The organism is Mycobacterium sp. NGS59 (genome assembly GCF_059812345.1).
Genome location: NZ_JCALCN010000005.1, coordinates 121,222 through 141,192, shown reverse-complemented (window position 1 = coordinate 141,192; position 19,971 = coordinate 121,222). Strand labels below are relative to the sequence as shown.

Here is a 19,971-nt window from a genome sequence, read left to right as displayed (position 1 = left end):
GTCTGCACGGCAAGTGGCCCCCGGGTGTGGGTGGTAGCGACGTAGCGGATCGATCCTACGGTCAGCGCAGATGCCGACCCAACCAGTCCAGCCCGTGTCGCCGGGCCAGGTTGACACCGGCGGCGCCGCCGAGTTAATTGACCCCCATGACAGATGTTTCCAATTCAGCGGACGTCGTGACCGGGATGTGGCAGGCGCTGTCACGACGCGACTGGGACGCGCTCAAGACGTTCCTGTCCGACGACTGTCTCTACGTCGACATGCCGATCCCCGCGGCCTCGGCGCGTGGCCCGGAAAACATCGTGACCCGGCTCAAGCTCGGGCTGGAGGACCTGGCCGGATACGAGAACCACGACGGCGTGCTGGTGTCCAACGGATCCGACGTGATCTACGAGCACTCCGAGACCTGGACGTTCCAGACCGGCGAGCAGGGCGTGCTGAGGTTCGTCACCGTGCACCGGGTCGAACAGCGCGACGGCGAAGCCAAGATCACTGTCTGGAAAGACTATTGGGACTTCAACAGCCTGGTCGCCTTCGCGCCACCCAACCATTTCGAGAAGCTCGCCGGCGGCGACGCGTCCTGGATCTTCGACGCCAGCGACCTGGTCTAGCCGGCGCTCGGACCCCTCGGGTCGCCACTGGCCACGCGGTAGATGCGGGCGGCGTTGAGGTGACTGATCAGGTCGACCACCCGGATGGCGTCGGTCTCGCTCCACTCGCCGGCCGCCACGAATCCGCTCAGCACCCGTTCGATCCCGTTGCGCCACAACGTCGCTCCCAGGAAATGTAGTTCGGCGGGTCCGAAGCCGTCCGAGGAGTACAGGATCTTGCGAAAGGGCGCCAGTTCCAGCAGACGCGCCAGGAAGGCCGGCGCGCGGGCACCCAGATGGTTCACGCTGAGTCCGCCGTCGACGTAGACGTTGTTGAAAGCCTGTGCCAGGTAACCGGCTTCGCGCTCGTAGGGGTAGCAGTGCAGCAGCACGATCGGGGTCGGTCCGGACCCGCGCAGGAAGTCCAGCAGATGAAGCGGGTTGGACTTGTGCAGATCGCAGTCGCGGTCACCGAGGCCGACGTGCAACTGCAACGGCTTGCCCAACCGCAGCCCCTGATGCAGGCCGAATCGCAGCAGCACCGGATCGCTCACCCGGATGCCGCCGTCGTCGCGCCACCGCTGGGCCGCCGCGGCGACCTGCGCCGCCGTCGGTTCGCTCAGGTCCCGGTCGAACCCGCCCCGGTAGGCCAGGATCGACTTGGTGCCCACCGCGGTGGCCGCGCGTCGACGCAGGATCTCCTCGAACGCCGACGCATAGTCGCCCGAGGCCCGGGCGGCCTGCTCGGCGACCTGCTCGAGGCGGATCACTTCGTAGGCACGCCGACCCGACCACTCGGTGAGCTGGGCGACGCCGGCGACGTCGTCACCGAACCCGGTGTCCACCAGCCAATTGCTGACCCCGGCGGCCGGCAGGAACAGTCGGGCCAATTCGTCTTCCCCGAGCCGGCTGCGGCTGTCCCAATAAGCCTGTGGCTCAACATGTCTGGGCAGGCCGAGGACGGTGGCGCAGTGGTTGCGGACGGCGAAGCCGAGCTGGGTGTCGAAGCCGGAGTCGAACTCGGCGAGCGGCTCGGTGTTGGCTTCGTTGAGCGCGTTCTCGAAACGCCGTCGGTCGCCGGCGGTCAGCCAGCAGCCGTGCACGTGCTGGTCGATCAGCGCGACCTGACGGATATGTTGTGCCAGCGCGGATTCGGAGGGGGCGGTCATAGGCTCCAGGCCATCCGGAATTTGTCGGCCCGGTCTTCGGGGGCCAGGTCCCCGTAGCGGTCGTCCTCCATGCGGCGGACCGCGACGACCATGTCGATCACCGGGTCGCCGAGGAGCTTGCGCAGCAGAACCGAATCATCAAGAGCGGCAATGGCTTCGGCCTGAGCCTCGGGCAGCAGCACAGTGCCGGCGGCGGTGCGCTCGGAGTCGGAGAGTTGCGCTGGGTCCACCACCGTCTCCGGCGGCAACCGTGCGTCGGTCTCGATCCCGTCCAGCGCGAGTCCCAGGATCGCAGCCGAGGCCAAATACGGGTTCGCCGACGGATCGACGATCTTCACCTCGACGTTGCCACCGAGCGGATTGGCCGGCCCGGACCGCACGAATCGCACCGCGGCTTCCCTGTTTTCGATGCCCCAGCAGGCGTAGGCGCCGGCCCAGTTGCCGGGACGCATCCGCAGGCCCGAGACGATCGATCCGCACAGGATGCCCTGCGCCTGCGGCAATCCGCGCAGCACGCCGGCCGCCGCGGCCTGCCCTGCCGCCGTCATGCCACCGGGACCGGTGCCGTCGGAGAACAGCGGCTCCTGCCCCGTGCGCAACGAGAAGTGTTGGTGCGCACCGTTGCCCACACCGCCCGCGAACGGTGCCGGTGAGAAGCTGACGCGCATCCCGTGCCGGCGCGCGGCGCGGGCGATGATGACGCGCAGCAACACCAACTGATCGGCGGCGGCCACCGGCGACTGCGGACCCAGCGAGATCTCGAACTGGTTGGCGCCGTATTCGGGATGGAACTGCTCGATGACGACCCCGGACAGGGTGGCCCCGGCGCTGACCTCCCGGACGAACGACTCGTGTTCGAGGACACCGGCCAAACCGTATTGCGCCCACAGCGTCGACGGCAATCGCCCGCCGTCGGCGCCGACCAGCAGGAACTCGAGTTCGTGACCGATCGCGGCCTCGATGCCGGCACCGGCCAGCGCGGTCTCGATGCGCTGCAGTGTCCCCCGTGCGCACACCGGGACGCGCCCCCCGTCCTGATCGAAGAAGCCGGCCGGGGCCCACGCCAGGCCGTCGCCGATGATGCGCAACGCGGACAGGTCGATACGCAACCGCTGGTCGCCCACCACACCGACGTCATCGGTGAACGCGATCCCGGTCTGGTCGATGGCGAACGCGTGCCACGACGGGCTGGCGCCGAGGCCGGGATCGGCGAACGCGTTGGTGCGGCGCAGCGGAACCGTCTTGGCCTGAATCAATCCGGCCGGGTTCACCACGGTCCCGATGACGGTGTCGACGCCTTCGGCTTCGAGTTGGGCGATCGCCGCGGCGGCAAGCGGAGTGGCCGTCATGGCAACCGCGACGCGCTGGTCAGGCCCGGCTGGGCAAGGTCAACTTGCACGCCTGGCCGATGTCGAGGGTCCGCAGCACCCGTCCCATACCGACCCACAGCGCGCACGAGATGGCCAGATCTGCCAACAACTCCTCGGAGAAGTGCTCCTCGGCCCGGCGCCAGAAATCCTCGTCGTCGCGCAACACGGTGTGTTCGGTGGAGAACCGGTGGGCGAACTCGGCCGCCAGCCGCTCCTGCTCGCTGTAGCCGGGCCAGGTGCGCCATTCGGAAACGTGGTCGTAGAGCTCTTCGTCCACCCCGGCAGCCGGCCCGTCGGCATCGCGGGTGTTGGCGCACACGGTGCATTCGTTGTTGGCGGCGATCACCGCGCGCGCGATCTCACGGGTGCGCAACGGCAGCCGGTTCGCGGTGTACACCGCGCGGCTGAAATTGGCCATCGCGCCGCCGAGTTCGGGGGATTTCAGCACCCAGCTGGCCACGTCGTCGTCAGCGAAAGTTCCGATTCGGCTCATGGCGAGATGGTACGCCCGGACGGCTGGGGTGTTAGTTGCCGGTCCGCGTGCCGACTCCTGCCATCGCCACCGTCGGTGAGTCGTCGTGCCAATCCCGCTGCGCGATAACGCGATACGCGATCCGTCCGAGCGCGGCTTCGACCTCGCGGCGATCGGGCCGGCCGGCGAATCCGGCTGATCGGGACAGTTTGTCGATGATCCAGGACAACAGCAGTGCATACACGTAGTCGACTTGTTGCGACCCGGCCGGCGTGAGCCACAACCGGTCCCCCTCGCGTAGCAGGTAGCCGGCCGCCACCAGCCGGGTGAACGTGGGTTCCAAAACCTCGAACGGGATCTGTAGGTTGTCGCCGATGTCGCTGAGGCGGGCTGTGCCGAAGAACTGCCCGTAGCGGTTGACGCGTAGCACGGCCCACAGCCCGGCCACGTCGAGGCGGCAGTCCGGTCGCATCGCGATGCTGCGCAGGCGCATGCCGGTCTCGCCGCGCAACAGCCGGGCAATCGCATTCTCCAGCAACTGTTCCGGCGTCTCGGTGGTCGGCATGCCGAACCCGTCGCCGAGGTCGACGGCGCTGTTGTGGATGTCGCGCAACGGGACCTCGCGCAGGAACAGCGCCAGCACAAAGCCGACCGCGGCGACCGGCGCCGCGCACAGGAACACCTGCGACAGCGACTCGGAATAGGCGTGCACGATCGGCGCGGCCACCGCTGCGGGTTGTCGGTGCAACGCAGCCGGAGAGCTGACCGCGTCAGCGGACACGCCGGTGGCGGCCAGCGCCGAGGCCAGCCGCCCCTCCAGGAAATTGACGAACAGCGACCCGAAAATGGCTGCTCCGAAGGAACTTCCGATAGTGCGGAAGAAGCTGACGCCGGAGGTAGCGACGCCGAGGTCCTCGAAATCGGAGGTGTTCTGTACCACGAGCACCAGCACCTGCATGGACAGCCCGATGCCCGAACCGAGGATGAGCAGGTAGACCGATTGCACGAGAGCCGACGTCGACCCATCCATCCGCGACATCAACACGAAGGCGATCGTCATCAGCGCCGTGCCGAGCACCGGGAAGATCTTGTAGCGTCCGGTCCGGCCCACCAGGGTTCCGCTGCCGGTGGACGTGATCAGCATGCCCACCACCATCGGCAGCGTCCGCAGACCGGAAGTGGTTGCCGAGACGCCGTTCACGTATTGCATGAAGGTCGGCAAAAACGTCATCGCGCCCAACATCGCGAAGCCGACCACGAACGACAGCACACAGCACACCGTGAACACCGGGCTTCCGAACAGCCGGATAGGCAGGATCGGTTGTACTGCGCGGCTTTCCGCCCGCACGAACAGGGCGAGCGTCACTGCCGCACCGACGAACAGCCCGACGATCGTCGGCGAACCCCACGGGTAGACGCTGCCACCCCAACTGGTCGCCAACGTCAGGGCGGCGGCGCTCACGCCGATGAACAGGATGCCGGCATAGTCGACGACGGGTTTGGTGGTCGTGGTCCGCGACGGAATCGCCGCGGCCGCCACGCAGATCACCACCGCCGACACCGGAATGTTGATCCAGAACGCCCACCGCCAGGTCAGGTAGTCGGTGAAGTAGCCGCCGAGTAGCGGACCCACCACGGTCGTGACGCCGAATACCGCGCCCAGCATGCCCTGATATCGGCCGCGGTCTTTCAACGGGACCACCTCACCGATCAGGGCACTCGCGGTGACGGTGATCGCACCGCCACCGATCCCCTGCAAGGCCCTGGAGGCCACCAGCATGGTCATCGACTGCGCCAGTCCGCACAACACCGATCCCGCGACGAAGAACAGGACGGCGATCACGAAAACCCGTTTACGCCCGAACGAGTCACCGAGCTTGCCGACCAGCGCGGTGACGATGGTCGAAGCCAACAGATAGCTGGTGACGACCCAGGACTGATGGCCCGCGTCGCCCAGGTCGGCGACGATGGTCGGCAGTGCGGTGGCGACGATGGTCTGGTCCAGCGCGGCCAGCAGCGTCCCGAGCACGATCGCCAGGAAGATGAAGTTGCGTCGCTGCGAGGTGATCAGCGTGCCGTCGGGCGGGGAGGTTTGCAGGCTGGTCATCCAAGTCCGCCTCGACGCCCGGGGCGCGTCAGCTGGGCGGGCGCGAGACGCACTGGGCGGAGTACAGCTCCTCACCCAGTTTGTCCATCAGCTCGAGCTGGGTCTCCAGGTAATCGACGTGCTTTTCCTCGTCGGCCACGATTCCCTCGAGCAGGGTGGCGCTGGTGCTGTCCTGCTTCTCCCGGCACATGACGATGCCCGGCCGGAGCCGGTTCAGCACTTCGTACTCGATGGCCAGGTCGGCCTCGAACTGCTCGCGCAGCGTCTGGCCGATCCGCAGGGAGAAGATGCGCTGGTAGTTAGGCAGACCGTCCAGCAAGAGGATGCGATCGGTGATCGACTCGGCATGGCGCATCTCGTCGAACGATTCGGCCCGGGTGTGCTCGGCGAGCTCGGTAAACCCCCAGTTCTCCTGCATCTTCGAGTGCAGGAAGTACTGGTTGATGGCGGTGAGTTCACTGGTCAACTGTTCGTTGAGCAACCGAAGAACTTCTGGATCACCTTGCATGATCGCTCCTACGGGCTGAAGGCTGTCATGTCGAACCGCGCGGCGGGCTGGGCTGGAGCGCGCCATACGGGGTGTAGCAGCACTTTGCGTGCCGACACTGAATCTAGTGCAGTAATCGCAAGTCAGGACAGCCTTCGTCGTGCCGTCGGCGCGTCCGATCGACGCGAATAGCGGCAGCGTGTCTGTCGACTTAGGTTAGACTCTACTAAGCAACTAAGGTTAGACTCCACTAACATGCGGCAGGTTCAGGCGACCTCGTTAGACCACTGGGAGGGTGTTTACTGATGTACGTCTGCCTGTGCGTCGGAGCCACCAACCAGACCGTCTGTGAGGCGGTCGCGCGGGGTGCGTCGACCTCCAAGGAAATCGCTGCCGCATGCGGGGCGGGCGCCGACTGTGGGCGCTGCCGACGCACACTGCGTGCCATCATCGCCGCGGCCACCAAGCTCGATTCCGCCCAGGTCGCCAGCTAGTTCCGTTTGCGGTCGCTGAAATCCGCCAGCGCCGCGGCGTTGGCGTGTGACCCCATCAGTTCGGCGAAGTGAGCGTTCTCCCGTGCCGTCGCCGCCGCGATCTCGGCGCGAAGCGGCTCCATCATCGTGTGCTTGACCGCTTCCAGGCTCGAGATAGGCCGTGCGGCAAGCACTTCGGCGTGCCGGCGTGCCTCGGGAAGTAGTTCCTCGGGTTCGCAGACGCGCCACACCAGTCCCATTCGCAATGCTTCCGCAGCCTCGACCCATTCCGAGGACAGCAGCAGCCAAGCCGCGTTCTGTCGGCCTACCAGTTGTGGCAGCAGATAGGACGACGCGGCTTCCGGCGCCACTCCCAAGCTGGTGAACGGGCATTTGAGCCGCGCCGTCGACGACATGAACGCCAGGTCGGCATAGCCGAGAATGGTGGTGCCGATGCCCAGCCCGACGCCGTTCACGGCGCAGATCAGCGGCTTGGGGAACGCCGCGAGCGCCTCGATCAGGCCGCGGAAACCGTACTTTCCCTCCTGGAAGTCCGGGTCGGTGATGCGGGCCTGCATCTCGGCCAGATCGGTGCCGGCGCTGAAACCGCGGCCCGCGCCGGTCAGCAGGACCACGGCGACCTCCGGATCTTCGGCGGCGTCCAGCAAGGCTTGGGCGGTGGCGTCGTAGAGCGCTTCGTTGAAGGCGTTCAGCGCTTCTGGCCGGTTGAGGGTGAGGGTGCGTACGCGGTTTTCGTCGTCGATGAGCAGCGTCACCGCTGCAGCCTAACGGATACCTCCGTCCACGCCGCCTTGATCAGGTAGCGGCTGGTGGGCACGGTGTCGATGTTCTGGTTGGCACCGAATGCGCTGGTGCTGGCCACCATTCGGCCCACCCGGTGCTGCAGGTCGGCGTCGTCGGCGGCACCGAAGAACGCCTGCAGATCCGACACCGCTGCCAACGGGAACAACTCCTCGACGATGGCTGCGATTTCCGGAGCACCGGGGGTGAGGGCTCGCACCACCCAGTTCTGGGTGTAGCCGAACGTCGACTGCGTTTCCACTGCGACCGGCGTGTGGTCGAGCTGCCACCGGCGCAACCAGGTGTCCTGGTCGAGGCCGGCCGGCCGGCGCAGCAGTGCGATGTTGGCCAGGCCCGTCGTGCGCGACCCGGGTTCGGTTGCCGGCGGCGCCAACGGCACCGACTCGGTGACCAGATATGCGGCCAGTTCGTCGCATTCGGCGGTCAGCAAACGCAGCGCCGCCGCAATCTGTTCGCCGTAGCACTGTTGGGTCCACAGGCTCACCACCGCGACGACCGGCGGATCCAGGGTCGTCAGCGTCATCAGCGAGTCGCGCACCGGGCTGTCGCGGACATTGACCGACAACCCGGGGACGCCGAGCGCCAACAGTTCGTCGGCCACCGGGCCGCGCTGCCGGGCGCACCAGTCGTCGTCGTATTCGGTGCGCCGCAGCACGGCCATTACCTTCTCCATCAGCTGAACTTAGACCGCGGTGGTATCCAGCAGGCTGACCGGCTGGGTGCCGGCGACGAGTTCGCCGATGATCGCCGCCAGCCGCCGGTAGGGCTCGTCGCGTCCGGAGGCAGCGCGAAACACCAAGCCTATCTTGCGTTTTGGGCGGGGTGTCGCGAACTGCGCCAGGCCGACGCGGCTGCGCGCGGTCTCGACGGCGACCGCTGTCTGAGGTATCAGGGTGACCCCCAGCCCGCCGGCCACGCACTGCACGGCGGTCGCCAGGGAAGCCGCCCGGGTGTCGGCCAGTTCGGCGCGGACACCCGCGTCCCGGCACACGTCCAGTGTCTGATCGCGCAGGCAGTGACCCTCGTCCAGGAGCAGCAGCGGCAGCTCCGTCAGCGCGGTGGCGCCGACCCGGCGCTTGCCCGACAACGGATGGCCGGGCGGCAGCGCGAGCACGAAGTCTTCCTCATAGATGGGAACCTCGGCGATTCCGCCGGTCTGGGCGGGTAGAGCGATCAGCGCGGTGTCCAGTGCGCCGTCGCGCAGCGCGGTCAGCAGGCGCTCGGTCCGATCTTCGATGACCTGAATCGTCAACGCGGGCAGTCGCGCGGCCAGCCCGGCCAGGACCGTCGGCAGCACGTACGGCGCCACGGTGGGGATCAGCCCCAACCGGATGGTGCCCTGCAGTGGATCGGTGGTGCCCGCCGCCGCGCTGACGAAGGCGTCCGCTGCGTCGGTGACCGCCTGCGCGAACGGCAGCAGCTGCAGCCCCTCACCCGTCATCCGGACCCGGCGCGTCGACCGCTCGACGAGATGGGTGCCCAGACCGGCTTCCAGTGTCGCCAGCGCCTGTGACAACGTCGACTGACTCACGCCCAAAGAGGTTGCGGCGCTTTTGAAATGCTGCTTCTGACCGACCGCGACGAAGGCACGTAGGCCGGCCAGGGTGGGATGAAAACTTTTATCGGTCATACCGAACAGTATAGTGCCACAAATCACCTTTACTTTATGACGGCGACCGGGCACTATGGGGTCATACCCACTAATCTTGAATAGATCCAGATAAGGAGATGCCAATGTCCCTGTTGACCATCGGCGATCAGTTCCCCGCTTACCAGTTGACCGCCTTGATCGGCGGCGACCTGTCCAAGGTCGACGCGCAGCAGCCCGGCGACTACTTCACCACCGTGTCCAGCGACGACCACCCGGGCAAGTGGCGCGTGGTGTTCTTCTGGCCCAAGGACTTCACGTTCGTGTGCCCGACGGAGATCGCGGCGTTCGGCAAGTTGAACGACGAGTTCGCCGACCGCGACACCCAGGTTCTCGGTGTCTCGATCGACAGCGAGTTCGTGCACTTCCAGTGGCGCGCGCAGCACGAAGACCTCAAGAAGCTGCCCTTCCCGATGCTTTCCGACATCAAGCGGGAGCTCGTTGCCGCGACCGGTGCGCTCAACGCCGACGGTGTCGCGGACCGGGTGACCTTCATCGTCGACCCCAACAACGAGATCCAGTTCGTCTCGGTCACCGCCGGCTCGGTCGGCCGCAACGTCGACGAGGTGCTGCGGGTACTGGACGCGCTGCAGTCCGACGAACTGTGTGCATGCAACTGGCGCAAGGGTGACCCCACGCTGGACGCCGGTGAACTGCTGAAGGCGTCGGCATGAGCATCGACAACCTCAAAGCGGCGCTGCCGGACTACGCCAAGGATCTCAAGCTGAACCTGGGCTCGATCGCGCGCAGCACGGTGCTGGACGACGAGCGACTCTGGGGCACGCTGCTGGCCAGCGCCGCCGCTACCCGAAACGCCCAGGTGCTGGCCGACATTGGGGCTGAGGCCGCCGACCACCTGTCCGCCGAGGCGTACCAAGCTGCCCTGGGCGCCGCATCGATCATGGGGATGAACAACGTGTTCTACCGTGGTCGCGGATTCCTCGACGGCCAATACGACGACCTGCGCCCCGGGCTGCGGATGAACATCATCGGCAATCCGGGGGTGGCCAAGGCGAACTTCGAGCTGTGGTCGTTCGCGGTGTCCTCGATCAACGGGTGCTCGCACTGCGTAGTCGCCCACGAGCACACGCTGCGCGAGGTGGGTGTCGGCCGGGAGGAGATCCTGGAGGCGCTGAAGGTCGCCGCGATCGTGGCCGGCGTGGCGCAGGCGATCGCCACTGCGTCCACCCTGGCCGCAGTCGGCTGATCCTCGGACGACCGTAGTGTCGTAGCCATGGCGCCGTGGACCGAGCACGCGATCTGGTGGCAGGTCTACCCGCTGGGTTTCGTCGGCGCCTATCCCGCCGACCAGCCGCCGGACCCGGGCGAACACCGGCTCCGGCGGCTGGTCGACTGGTTCGACCATGCCATCGAACTGGGTGCGTCCGGGGTCGCGCTGGGCCCGATATTCGCCTCGCGCACACACGGTTACGACACCACCGACCACTATCGCATCGATCCCCGGCTCGGCGACGACTCCGACTTCGACTACCTGGTCGGCGAGGCGCGCCGCCGCGGCCTGCGCATCCTGCTCGACGGGGTGTTCAACCACGTCGGTGCGGATTTCGCCGGGCCGGAGTGGTGGCGCAGCGGCGGCACGTTCGAGGGCCACTCCGAACTCGCGGCACTGGACCACGACAATCCAGAGGTCGCCGACTACGTGGTCGAGGTCATGTCGCACTGGCTCGACCGTGGTGCCGACGGCTGGCGCCTGGATGCGGCTTACGCGGTGCCGCAACGATTTTGGGCTGATGTGCTGCCCCGGGTGCGGCAGCGCCATGCTGACGCGTGGTTCGTCGGCGAGCTCATCCACGGTGACTATGCGGCGGTGGTCGAGGGGGCGGGATTCGACTCGGCCACCCAGTACGAGCTGTGGAAGGCGATCTGGAGCAGCATCAACGACGGCAACTTCTTCGAGCTGGACTGGGCGCTGCAGCGGCACAGCGCGTGGCTGAAAACGTTCGTGCCGTTGACCTTCGTGGGCAACCACGACGTCACCCGGATCGCCAGCCGGATCGAGCGTCCCGAACACCTGGCGCACGCGCTGGTGGTCTTGTTGACGGTCGGTGGTGTGCCCAGCATCTACGCCGGCGACGAGTTCGGATACCGTGCCGTCAAGGAGGAGCGCTACGGGGGCGACGACGCCGTGCGGCCCGAGTTCGGCGCTCCCCCAATTCAACTCGACGAGCGCGGCATTCGCGTGTGGGAGTTGCACCGGTATCTCGTCGGACTACGTCGCCGCCACCCGTGGCTGCACGCGGCCCAGACCAGCGCGGTGCAGTTGCAGAACAAGCACTACGTCTTTCGGAGCCAGCACGGCGACGAGTCGCTGTTGGTCGCACTCAATATCGACGACGAGCCCGTGCGGTTTTCTATGCCGGACCTCGGCGCGCCGCGGGCCAAGGTGATCGCCGGGTCTGCGGCACCGCCTGACGAGGTCGTGGACTCGGTGGTCGTCGAACCGCACGGCTGGCGGATCCTGCAGCCGGTCTAATCGCGCAACCCAGACACCGTCCGGGGATCCTCTTCGCCGCCGTAGTACTTGTCCAGCAGCGCGACGAAGTCGTGGTTGTCGGCGGTGGCGTGCGCGAACAGCGTCATCGAGGATCTCAGCTTGAGGTCGTCGGGCGAGCCGAAAATCTGTGCGGCCGATCGGTCCTGCACCTGATTGACCAGCCGGACGCATTCGCGCAGTCGCGAGCCGAGCAGCTCGTGCGCCAGGTACGCGCGAGCCTCCGCCAGTGAGACGATGCCGAAGTGCTCGGCCATCCGGCTGCTGCCCAAACCGCGCAGTTGCGGAAAGACGAACCACATCCAGTGGCTGCGTTTCCGGCCGCTGCGCAGCTCGTCGAGCACGTTGGCGTAGACACGGTCCTGCGCGTCCACGAACCGCTGCAGGTCGAAAGCCATACGTTCACCCTGGTTGAATGAGCTGATGGCGGTCAAGCGGCAAGTCCCCAAGATCCGGGACCTGGCACCGCTGCTGCAGTTCAAACGTCCGCAACTCGACCGCACCCGGCGGCGCCTGGACGCCGCACTGACCATCGAGGACCTACGGCGCATCGCCAAGCGACGTACGCCCAGGGCGGCATTCGACTACACCGACGGCGCAGCCGAGGACGAGCTCTCCATCGAGCGAGCCCGACAGGCGTTCCGCGACATCGAGTTTCACCCGACGATTCTGCGCGACGTGAGCAACGTGACGGCGGGCTGGAACGTGCTGGGCCAACCAGTGGTGTTGCCGTTCGGGATCGCACCCACCGGGTTCACCCGCCTGATGCACACCGAAGGCGAGATCGCCGGGGCGCGGGCGGCGGCCGCGGCCGGAATCCCGTTCTCGTTGTCCACCCTGGCGACCAGCTCGATCGAGGATGTCGTCGCAGCGGTTCCGCAGGGCCGCAAATGGTTTCAGCTGTATATGTGGAAAGACCGGGACCGTTCGATGGAGTTGGTGCGGCGCGCCGCGGCCGCCGGCTTCGACACCATGCTGGTCACCGTCGACGTCCCGGTCGCCGGCGCACGGCTGCGCGATGTCCGCAACGGTATGGCCATCCCGCCCGCGCTGACCCTGCGCACCGTGCTCGACGCCGTGCCGCACCCACACTGGTGGTTCGACCTGCTGACCACCGAACCGCTTTCGTTCGCCTCGCTGGATCGCTGGTCGGGCACCGTCGGCGACTATCTGAACACCATGTTCGACCCCAGCGTCACCTTCGACGACCTGGCCTGGATCAAGTCCCAGTGGCCGGGCAAGCTCGTCGTGAAAGGAATCCAGACCCTGGACGACGCGCGTGCCGTGGTCGACCGTGGCGTCGACGGGATCGTGTTGTCCAATCACGGTGGCCGCCAACTGGACCGGGCCCCGGTGCCGTTCCATTTGTTGCCGACGGTGGCGCGTGAACTCGGCAACGACACCGAGATCCTGCTGGACACCGGCATCATGTCCGGCGCGGACATCGTCGCGTCAGTCGCTCTCGGGGCGCGATGCACGCTGGTCGGGCGGGCATACCTGTACGGACTGATGGCCGGCGGCGAGGCGGGAGTGCGTCGCGCCATCGACATCCTGCAGACCGGTGTGCTGCGGACCATGAGCCTGCTGGGCGTGACCTGCCTGGAAGAGCTCTCCCCCAAACACGTCACCCAGTTGCGTCGTTAGCGCGAGCAGACGCAAAAGCCCCCGTTTCGTGCCGAAATAAGGGGCTTTTGCGTCTGCTCGCCAGGGTGTGGCGCACAGCACGGAACAAACCGTCCCCGACCGAGGTTGAGTCGAACAGACTTAACTCTTGGAGGAATAGATGGCTGAAGCCAAGTCCGTGCCGGTGCTGTTCGTGACCGACACGATCGTGTTGCCCGGCATGGTGGTGCCGATCGCTCTCGACGACACCGCCCGCACCGCCGTCGACGCCGCCCAGGCCGGCGACTCACGTGAGCTCTTGATCGCGCCGCGGTTGGACGACCGCTACCCGACCCACGGCGTGGTGGCCAAGATCCTGCAGGTCGGCCGGATCGCCGGGGGCGGTACTGCCGCCGTCGTGCGGGGCGAGCGCCGCGCGCACATCGGTGCCGGCGCCAACGGACCTGGCGCGGCGTTGTGGGTCGAGGTGACCGAGGTGCCCGATGTCGAGGTGACCGACGAGATCAAGGCGCTGGCAGCGGAATACAAGAAGCTGCTGCTGGCGATGCTGCAGCGCCGCGAGGCCTGGCAGATCGTGGACTATGTCAACAGCCTCACCGACCCGTCCGCGCTGGCCGACACCTCGGGGTACGCGTCCTACCTGTCCGACGTCCAGAAACGCCAACTGTTGGAGACCGTCGACGTCGCCGAACGGCTGCGTGTGCTGATCGACTGGACCAGCGAACATCTGGCCGAGGTCGAGGTCAACGACAAGATCGCCGAGGACGTGCGCGACGGGATGGAGAAGACGCAGAAGGAGTTCCTGCTGCGCCAACAGCTGGCCGCCATCCGCAAGGAGTTGGGCGAAGGTGAGCCCGACGGATCCGATGACTACCGGGCCCGCGTCGAGGCCGCCGACCTGCCCGAGCAGGTCCGCGAGGCCGCGCTGCGCGAGGTCGGCAAACTGGAGCGCGCCAGCGACCAGAGCCCGGAGACCGGCTGGATCCGAACCTGGTTGGACACCGTGCTGGATCTGCCGTGGAACGTGCGCACCGAGGACTCGACCGACCTGACGGCGGCGCGGGAGATCCTGGACGCCGACCACCACGGGCTGGACGACGTCAAAGACCGCATCGTCGAGTACCTGGCGGTGCGTGCCCGGCGCGCACAACGCGGCTTGCAGGTCGTGGGCGGCCGCGGTTCCGGGGCGGTGATGGTGCTGGCCGGTCCCCCGGGCGTCGGCAAGACGTCGCTGGGCGAGAGCGTGGCCCGGGCGCTGGGCCGCAACTTCGTCCGCGTCGCCCTCGGCGGCGTGCGCGACGAGGCCGAGATCCGCGGGCACCGGCGTACCTACGTGGGCGCGTTGCCGGGCCGGATCGTGCGGGCCATCGGTGAGGCCGGATCGATGAATCCCGTTGTGCTGCTGGACGAGATCGACAAAGTCGGGTCCGACTACCGGGGCGACCCGAGCGCGGCGCTGCTCGAGGTGCTCGACCCGGCGCAGAACCACACGTTCCGCGACCACTACCTGGACCTGGATCTGGACCTGTCCGACGTGGTGTTCCTGGCCACCGCCAACGTGATCGAGAACATCCCGTCGGCGCTGCTGGACCGCATGGAGTTGGTGCAGATCGACGGCTACACCGAGGACGACAAGGTCGCCATCGCCCGCGACTACCTGCTGCCACGGCAGCGGGACCGGGCCGCGCTGACCGAGGACGAGGTGACGGTCACCGATGCCGCGCTGCGCAAGATCGCCGCCGATTACACCCGCGAACCGGGCGTGCGGCAGTTCGAACGGCTGCTGGCCAAGACGCTGCGCAAGGTGACCACCAGGCTGGCCGAGACCGACGAACCGATCACCGTCGACGAGCCGGATCTGGTTGGCTACCTTGGCCGTCCGCGCTTCACCCCGGAGTCGGCGGAGCGCACGGCGGTGCCCGGCGTGGCCACCGGCCTGGCCGTCACCGGCCTCGGCGGCGACGTGCTCTACATCGAGGCCGGCGCGGTCGACGGTGACGCGGGCCTGCAACTGACCGGTCAGCTGGGTGAGGTGATGAAGGAGTCGGCACAGATCGCGTTGTCCTACGTGCGTTCGCATGCCGCCGAATTGGGCGTCGACCCGGCGGTGCTGGACCGGCGCATCCACGTGCACGTGCCGGCCGGTGCGGTGCCCAAGGACGGGCCCTCGGCCGGGGTGACGATGGTGACCGCGCTGGTGTCGATGGCCACCGGACGTCAGGTGCGCTCCGATGTCGGCATGACCGGCGAGGTCACGCTGAACGGTCGGGTGTTGCCGATCGGCGGTGTCAAACAGAAGCTGCTGGCTGCCCAACGTGCCGGTCTGTCAACGGTTTTCATCCCGACACGCAACGAGCCGGACCTGGACGACGTGCCCGCCGAAGTGCTCGAGGCCCTGACCGTGCTGCCGATGACGGACGTGGCTGAGATCGTCGCGCAAGCACTGGAACCGGCGCAGACCGCTACGGTGGCCGCCTAGGGACGCTAGGGTGCAGCAATGGCTGCTTTCCTACGCAAGTTGCTCGGAATCGGCAAGCTGCCCGCAGACCTGCGGGCAGCAGTCGAGACGGAGAACCTCATCCATCTGGCCGAGTCTGTTCCCGTCACCTTCCGATTCACCGGCTCGGTGCCCGGCAAGGTGTCCAACGGCAACGTCCGCAGTTACGTTGGCGCTCTGGCCATCACGTCGCAGCGGGTGGTGGGGACGCTGTCGACCGTGCCCAAACTCGCCGGGCGCGCCGTCGACCTGCGCTGGGACTCCCCCGCCGAAGGCCCTGTGCGGGGCGAGTTTTCGGCAGCCGGACTGATGCTCACCGCGGACGTCGGCGAAGTCGACCCACAGTTTTCCGGCCGGCTTTCGCTGAACTACAAGACCGCGCTGCCCGAAGCGGTGTTGAGCACGGTGCCGCGGCGGACGTTCACGTTCGGCGTGCCGCGGGAATGGGTCCTGCGCATGGTCGGGGTACCGGCCCGCACACCGGCATGAGCCGCAAACGGCGGTTCGTGCACCGCATCCAGCGAGTCGTGGTCAACCCGATCGGCCGGCGCGGGCCCGGGATCATGCTGGAAACCACCGGACGAAAATCCGGCCAGCCACGGCGCACCGCGGTCGGCGGCAAGGTCGTCGACAACCAGTTCTGGATGGTCTCCGAACATGGCCACCACTCGGATTACGTCTACAACATCAAGGCGAATCCGAAAGTACGGCTGCGCATCGGCGGGCAATGGCGCACCGGGACCGCGCACCTGCTGCCCGACGATGATCCATGGCAGCGGATGCGGAGTCTGCCGCGGTTCAACAACGTGGGAGTCCGCACCATGGGCACCGATCTGCTGACCATCCGGGTGGATCTGGACTGAGACGGTGGCCTACGACACCGAGCTGGCCAAGCGGACCCGCGAACTGCTGGCGCAGCTCGAGAGCTACGACGAGAAGCAGATGTTCGGCGGTCTGGCTTTCCTGGTCGGCGGCAAGATGGCCGTCTGCGTCAGCGGACAGGGCGGTTTGATGGTGCGGGTGTCTCCGCAGGACATCGACAAGCTACTGACACGCGACCACGTCAGCCCGATGGTGATGGGCGGCAGGGAGATGCGCGGATGGTTACGGGTGGCCACCGAGGGCGTGAAAACCAAACGGCAACTGCAAGGTTGGGTGACCCGCGGCGTGAATTACGCCCGCAGTCTGCCGCCTGAGTGACCGCGCCGGTTTGCGCCGCGGCGGTACGGGTACGCCGCGGTGGTGTTGTGCATGCTGACCAGCAGACCCGGGCTGCGCACGCTCCAGACGCGCCCGCTGCGGCCATGACCATTCGGATCGGGACTTCCGGGTGGTCCTACGACCACTGGGCCGGCGTGTTGTACCGGCCGGGTCTGCCTGTCTCGCAACGTCTGCAGCGCTACACGGAAGTCTTCGACACCGTGGAGCTGAACGCCAGTTTCTACCGCTGGCCGAAAGATTCGACCTTCGCCGGCTGGGCCGAACGGCTGCCGGACGGGTTCACCATGACGGTGAAAGCGCATCGCGGTCTGACCCACTACCGTCGGCTGGCCAGTCCGGAACCCTGGATTGAACGGTTCGAACGCTGCTGGCAGGCGCTGGGGAAACGCGCCGGTGTGCTGCTGGTGCAGCCGCATCCGGAGCTGCAACGGGACGACGCCCGTCTGGAGACGTTTCTGCGCTTGATGCCGTCGTCCATCCGGACGGCGGTGGAGTTGCGTCACCCGTCGTGGAACGTCCCGGATGTCTATGCGCTGCTGGAGAAATACCGTGCCATCTACGTGGTGATGAGCGGCGCGAACCTGGCGTGTGTCCCCCGCGCCACCACCGATCAGGTGTACGTGCGCCTGCACGGCCCCGAACCAGCCTCGCTGTACACCGGTTCCTATACCGCCGACGAACTGCGCCGCTGGGCCGAGCGGATCGCGAACTGGGCCGACGAGGGACGCGACGTGTGGGTGTACTTCAACAACGACCTGGGCGGGCACGCTGTTCGTAATGCGTTGACGCTCAAGGATTTTCTCAGCTAACGTCCGTCGGATCCCAGGTGTGCTCGATGACGTCGGGCGGGGGTTTGGCCTGCAGGCGTTCCCGCTCGGCGCGGCGGCGCTTGACTCGCAGCCGCGCGTCGGCGGGCATCGTGACGAGCTCGTCGCAGAGCAGGTAGTACGCGTCGTCGACGCTGTCGATCAGGTCCGCGGCGACCCGGCGAGATCCGAGTTCGCGCAACGTCATTCGGAATTCGTGGGTGAAGCGGATGGTGGTGTCGTGGGCCAGCTCGCGCGAACTGCGGGCGCTGTCGGCCAAGCGCTGCGACAAGGATGCCGGCGGGACCGCCGGGGCTGCGGGACCCTCGGCGGACCGGGCCGCCACCTCGAGCAGCAGGCCCGGCTCGTCGCCGAAGGTCGGGCTGGCCAGCTCGGCTTCCCCGCGCCCGCGGTGTCTCAGCTTCGCGACGGCGGCATCCAGAGCGGCCGCGGTGGCCGGTGACAGTGCGCGGACGCTGGCGACGTTTCCCTCGCGGGCCAGCGCGCACAATGTCGGATCGGCACGCAACAGCGCGGACAGCTCGGCGGTCTCCTCAGCGACGCGGCCGCTCTCCATGATCACCCCGACGCCGGACACGCTCGAGGCGGCGCGGGTGTGCTCCAGGGTTGCCGCGGTCACGCCGGTGTCGATGACCCATAGTCCGGTGAGGATCCAGCCCTGCTGGATCCGGTCGCGCAGCAGCCGCAGCCGCACCTGAAGGGCGGCCTCGCTGAGCGCGGTCAGGTCCGCCGGTTCCAGATGCTCGTCGACCGCGGCGGCGACGTAGGCCTGGGTGTCGGTCCGAAGATGGCGCAGCAGTGCCACCGAGCGCGCTGTCACCACCACTTTGGCGACCGATCCAAGGCCGGCGGAGCGGTGCGGCCGTCCCATCGGCAGCAGGTCGGTGAGCTGCGACTGGTCGCCCAACGTGCGCTCGGTGATGGCCCGCTCGTCCCAACCGGGAAGCTGGCCGGCGGCGACGATATTGGCCGACACCCCGACGTAGGGGCGGTGGCCGAACACCGCGATCGCCCTGCTCGCCCACTCCTCGGCCACCACGTCGCCCAACGCCAGCACGCGGCCCATCGCCCGGCCCGCCGCGCGCAATCCACTCAACACCACATCCAAGGTGACCGGAGTCAGCGGGCCCGGCAGAGCCTCGGTCAAGCCGGCCGCGCTGAAGACCGGGAACCGCGGGTCGATGCGGTCGTCGAACTCCCCTTCCAGCCCGTCGGGAGCCACGTTGCGCAACGGGCCGCCGTCGACGGGGCGCAGCCGCGGCTGCGTCTCCACCGGCAACGGCAGCTGACCGGACCCGTAGCTCGCGCCGGCGGGACCGAGCTTGCGGCCGACCAGCCCGCGGCCGGTGTCGACCACCGCCTCGATCGCCTGCCATCCGTAGTCGAACGCCCAATCCTCTTGTGCAGCAGTAAGATCCAGTTCCGGAATCAGATTTTCCCAACTGCGCACGCCATGCAGCCGCAACCGTGGCTCGACGGATCGGATCACCCGCCACGCGGTGATCACGTTGGTGGTGTCCGGGGTGGCCAGCTCGACCACACCGGTGCGTTCGGTGCCCACCGCGACCACCAGAAAGTGGACCAGATCGTCCAGATGCAGCACCCGCATGGGCCGGGCCGAGACCTTGCTGCGCATCAGCGTGGCCACCGTGCGGCACACCATCCAATCCAGCTGCCGTCCCAGCGGCGGAGCTATCCGCACGACCAAACTGGGCGCCCAACCGGTGGACACCAGCGTCTCGGCCGGCCGGTACAACTCGGCCTGCCCCGCGGCCTGGGACACGAACAGCAGCCGCGCGCCCGCCTGCGCCGCCGCGTGCGTCACGTGCGCGACACCGGTGAGGCCGCCCGCACCCGGCGCGCTGGGGTCGACCGGCGCGAGGTGGATCACCACGTCGGCCTCGCCGGCCAATTCCGTCAGAACCGGGTGTTGCAGGGGCGCGCAGACGAAGTCGACTTCGGGATCAAGGCAATCGTGCGGGTGGGGGCCGATGCCGCTGACCGTGTGTCCGGCAGCCATCAACTGGCGTGCGACCAACCTCCCGACGGTGCCTGCGGCGTCGGTAAGCAGCACGTGCACGTGAGCCTCACCCCCAACGTCTATCCAATGACAATAGGCACGTCAGCCGCCGTCGCGCACAATTGAGTCTCTA

General features: G+C 67.5%; 21 protein-coding genes. 11 read left to right on the top strand and 10 right to left on the bottom strand.

Annotated features, from left to right (window positions below; genetic code table 11):
- The first annotated feature begins 146 nt into the window (after positions 1–146).
- Positions 147–611: a nuclear transport factor 2 family protein gene (locus AC5Y46_RS08475; RefSeq protein ID WP_499946863.1), complete on the top strand. Its 465-nt coding sequence runs from the start codon at positions 147–149 to the stop codon at positions 609–611.
- On the opposite strand, the gene AC5Y46_RS08470 is transcribed toward AC5Y46_RS08475, so the two are convergent.
- Genes AC5Y46_RS08470 through bfr form a run of 5 tightly spaced genes read right to left on the bottom strand, consistent with a single transcriptional unit; the run spans position 608 to position 6,216 of the window.
- On the bottom strand, positions 608–1,759 hold the full coding sequence (locus tag AC5Y46_RS08470) for an amidohydrolase family protein (protein ID WP_499990682.1): 1,152 nt from the start codon (positions 1,757–1,759) through the stop codon (positions 608–610). The two genes, AC5Y46_RS08475 and AC5Y46_RS08470, sit on opposite strands and share 4 nt — an antisense overlap.
- Positions 1,756–3,108: a type I glutamate--ammonia ligase gene (locus AC5Y46_RS08465; protein ID WP_499990681.1), complete on the bottom strand. Its 1,353-nt coding sequence runs from the start codon at positions 3,106–3,108 to the stop codon at positions 1,756–1,758. Before AC5Y46_RS08465 ends, AC5Y46_RS08470 begins: the two co-directional genes overlap by 4 nt.
- 19 nt (positions 3,109–3,127) lie before the next feature.
- A complete protein-coding gene (locus AC5Y46_RS08460) occupies positions 3,128–3,622 on the bottom strand; it encodes a carboxymuconolactone decarboxylase family protein (protein ID WP_499990680.1) in 495 nt (164 codons plus the stop codon).
- 31 nt (positions 3,623–3,653) lie between these two features.
- Positions 3,654–5,708 (bottom strand): MDR family MFS transporter, encoded by a 2,055-nt coding sequence (locus AC5Y46_RS08455; RefSeq protein WP_499990678.1) that lies wholly within the window; start codon positions 5,706–5,708, stop codon positions 3,654–3,656.
- A 28-nt stretch (positions 5,709–5,736) separates the two neighbouring features.
- Positions 5,737–6,216, bottom strand: coding sequence for a bacterioferritin (gene bfr, locus AC5Y46_RS08450; RefSeq protein ID WP_499946868.1), 480 nt, complete (start codon positions 6,214–6,216; stop codon positions 5,737–5,739).
- A 284-nt stretch (positions 6,217–6,500) separates the two neighbouring features.
- Between bfr and AC5Y46_RS08445 the strand changes: the two genes are divergently transcribed.
- Positions 6,501–6,689: a (2Fe-2S)-binding protein gene (locus tag AC5Y46_RS08445; RefSeq protein ID WP_499946869.1), complete on the top strand. Its 189-nt coding sequence runs from the start codon at positions 6,501–6,503 to the stop codon at positions 6,687–6,689.
- On the opposite strand, the gene AC5Y46_RS08440 is transcribed toward AC5Y46_RS08445, so the two are convergent.
- The 3 genes from AC5Y46_RS08440 to AC5Y46_RS08430 are packed head-to-tail and all read right to left on the bottom strand — an operon-like array spanning position 6,686 to position 9,120.
- Complete coding sequence (locus AC5Y46_RS08440) at positions 6,686–7,444, bottom strand: enoyl-CoA hydratase/isomerase family protein (protein WP_499990676.1); 759 nt, start codon at positions 7,442–7,444, stop codon at positions 6,686–6,688. The genes AC5Y46_RS08445 and AC5Y46_RS08440 overlap by 4 nt on opposite strands.
- Positions 7,441–8,163 (bottom strand): EthD domain-containing protein, encoded by a 723-nt coding sequence (locus AC5Y46_RS08435; protein ID WP_499990675.1) that lies wholly within the window; start codon positions 8,161–8,163, stop codon positions 7,441–7,443. Before AC5Y46_RS08435 ends, AC5Y46_RS08440 begins: the two co-directional genes overlap by 4 nt.
- A gap of 9 nt (positions 8,164–8,172) precedes the next feature.
- Positions 8,173–9,120 (bottom strand): hydrogen peroxide-inducible genes activator, encoded by a 948-nt coding sequence (locus tag AC5Y46_RS08430; RefSeq protein WP_499990674.1) that lies wholly within the window; start codon positions 9,118–9,120, stop codon positions 8,173–8,175.
- 104 nt (positions 9,121–9,224) lie between these two features.
- Here AC5Y46_RS08430 and AC5Y46_RS08425 point away from each other — a divergent pair, with 104 nt between their 5' ends.
- From AC5Y46_RS08425 to AC5Y46_RS08415, 3 genes are read left to right on the top strand one after another with little or no spacing between them, the layout of a single operon-like run.
- Positions 9,225–9,812, top strand: coding sequence for a peroxiredoxin (locus tag AC5Y46_RS08425; protein ID WP_499946873.1), 588 nt, complete (start codon positions 9,225–9,227; stop codon positions 9,810–9,812).
- Complete coding sequence (locus AC5Y46_RS08420) at positions 9,809–10,345, top strand: alkyl hydroperoxide reductase (RefSeq protein WP_499990672.1); 537 nt, start codon at positions 9,809–9,811, stop codon at positions 10,343–10,345. The genes AC5Y46_RS08425 and AC5Y46_RS08420 overlap by 4 nt, the downstream gene beginning before the upstream one ends.
- A 27-nt stretch (positions 10,346–10,372) precedes the next feature.
- Positions 10,373–11,632, top strand: coding sequence for an alpha-amylase family glycosyl hydrolase (locus AC5Y46_RS08415; RefSeq protein ID WP_499990671.1), 1,260 nt, complete (start codon positions 10,373–10,375; stop codon positions 11,630–11,632).
- Here the strand turns inward: AC5Y46_RS08415 and AC5Y46_RS08410 are convergent.
- Positions 11,629–12,048, bottom strand: coding sequence for a DUF1810 domain-containing protein (locus AC5Y46_RS08410; protein WP_499946801.1), 420 nt, complete (start codon positions 12,046–12,048; stop codon positions 11,629–11,631). The genes AC5Y46_RS08415 and AC5Y46_RS08410 overlap by 4 nt on opposite strands.
- Before the next feature lie 25 nt (positions 12,049–12,073).
- Here AC5Y46_RS08410 and AC5Y46_RS08405 point away from each other — a divergent pair, with 25 nt between their 5' ends.
- From AC5Y46_RS08405 to AC5Y46_RS08380, 6 genes are all read left to right on the top strand, one after another.
- Positions 12,074–13,294, top strand: a complete 1,221-nt coding sequence (locus AC5Y46_RS08405; RefSeq protein ID WP_499990780.1) for an alpha-hydroxy acid oxidase — start codon at positions 12,074–12,076, stop codon at positions 13,292–13,294.
- 139 nt (positions 13,295–13,433) lie between these two features.
- A complete protein-coding gene (lon, locus tag AC5Y46_RS08400; protein ID WP_499990670.1) occupies positions 13,434–15,752 on the top strand; it encodes an endopeptidase La in 2,319 nt (772 codons plus the stop codon).
- A gap of 18 nt (positions 15,753–15,770) precedes the next feature.
- The gene (locus AC5Y46_RS08395) at positions 15,771–16,259 is read left to right on the top strand and encodes a hypothetical protein (RefSeq protein ID WP_499946804.1); all 489 of its coding nucleotides are present in this window, start codon (positions 15,771–15,773) and stop codon (positions 16,257–16,259) included.
- Positions 16,256–16,633 carry a nitroreductase family deazaflavin-dependent oxidoreductase gene (locus AC5Y46_RS08390; RefSeq protein ID WP_499946805.1) on the top strand — a complete coding sequence of 126 codons (378 nt, stop codon included), beginning with the start codon at positions 16,256–16,258 and terminating at the stop codon, positions 16,631–16,633. The genes AC5Y46_RS08395 and AC5Y46_RS08390 overlap by 4 nt, the downstream gene beginning before the upstream one ends.
- A 4-nt stretch (positions 16,634–16,637) precedes the next feature.
- Complete coding sequence (locus AC5Y46_RS08385) at positions 16,638–16,970, top strand: TfoX/Sxy family protein (RefSeq protein ID WP_499946806.1); 333 nt, start codon at positions 16,638–16,640, stop codon at positions 16,968–16,970.
- A gap of 104 nt (positions 16,971–17,074) precedes the next feature.
- The gene (locus AC5Y46_RS08380; RefSeq protein ID WP_499946807.1) at positions 17,075–17,800 is read left to right on the top strand and encodes a DUF72 domain-containing protein; all 726 of its coding nucleotides are present in this window, start codon (positions 17,075–17,077) and stop codon (positions 17,798–17,800) included.
- On the opposite strand, the gene AC5Y46_RS08375 is transcribed toward AC5Y46_RS08380, so the two are convergent.
- Positions 17,793–19,898 carry a Rossmann-fold NAD(P)-binding domain-containing protein gene (locus AC5Y46_RS08375; protein ID WP_499946808.1) on the bottom strand — a complete coding sequence of 702 codons (2,106 nt, stop codon included), beginning with the start codon at positions 19,896–19,898 and terminating at the stop codon, positions 17,793–17,795. The two genes, AC5Y46_RS08380 and AC5Y46_RS08375, sit on opposite strands and share 8 nt — an antisense overlap.
- Positions 19,899–19,971: the final 73 nt, after the last annotated feature.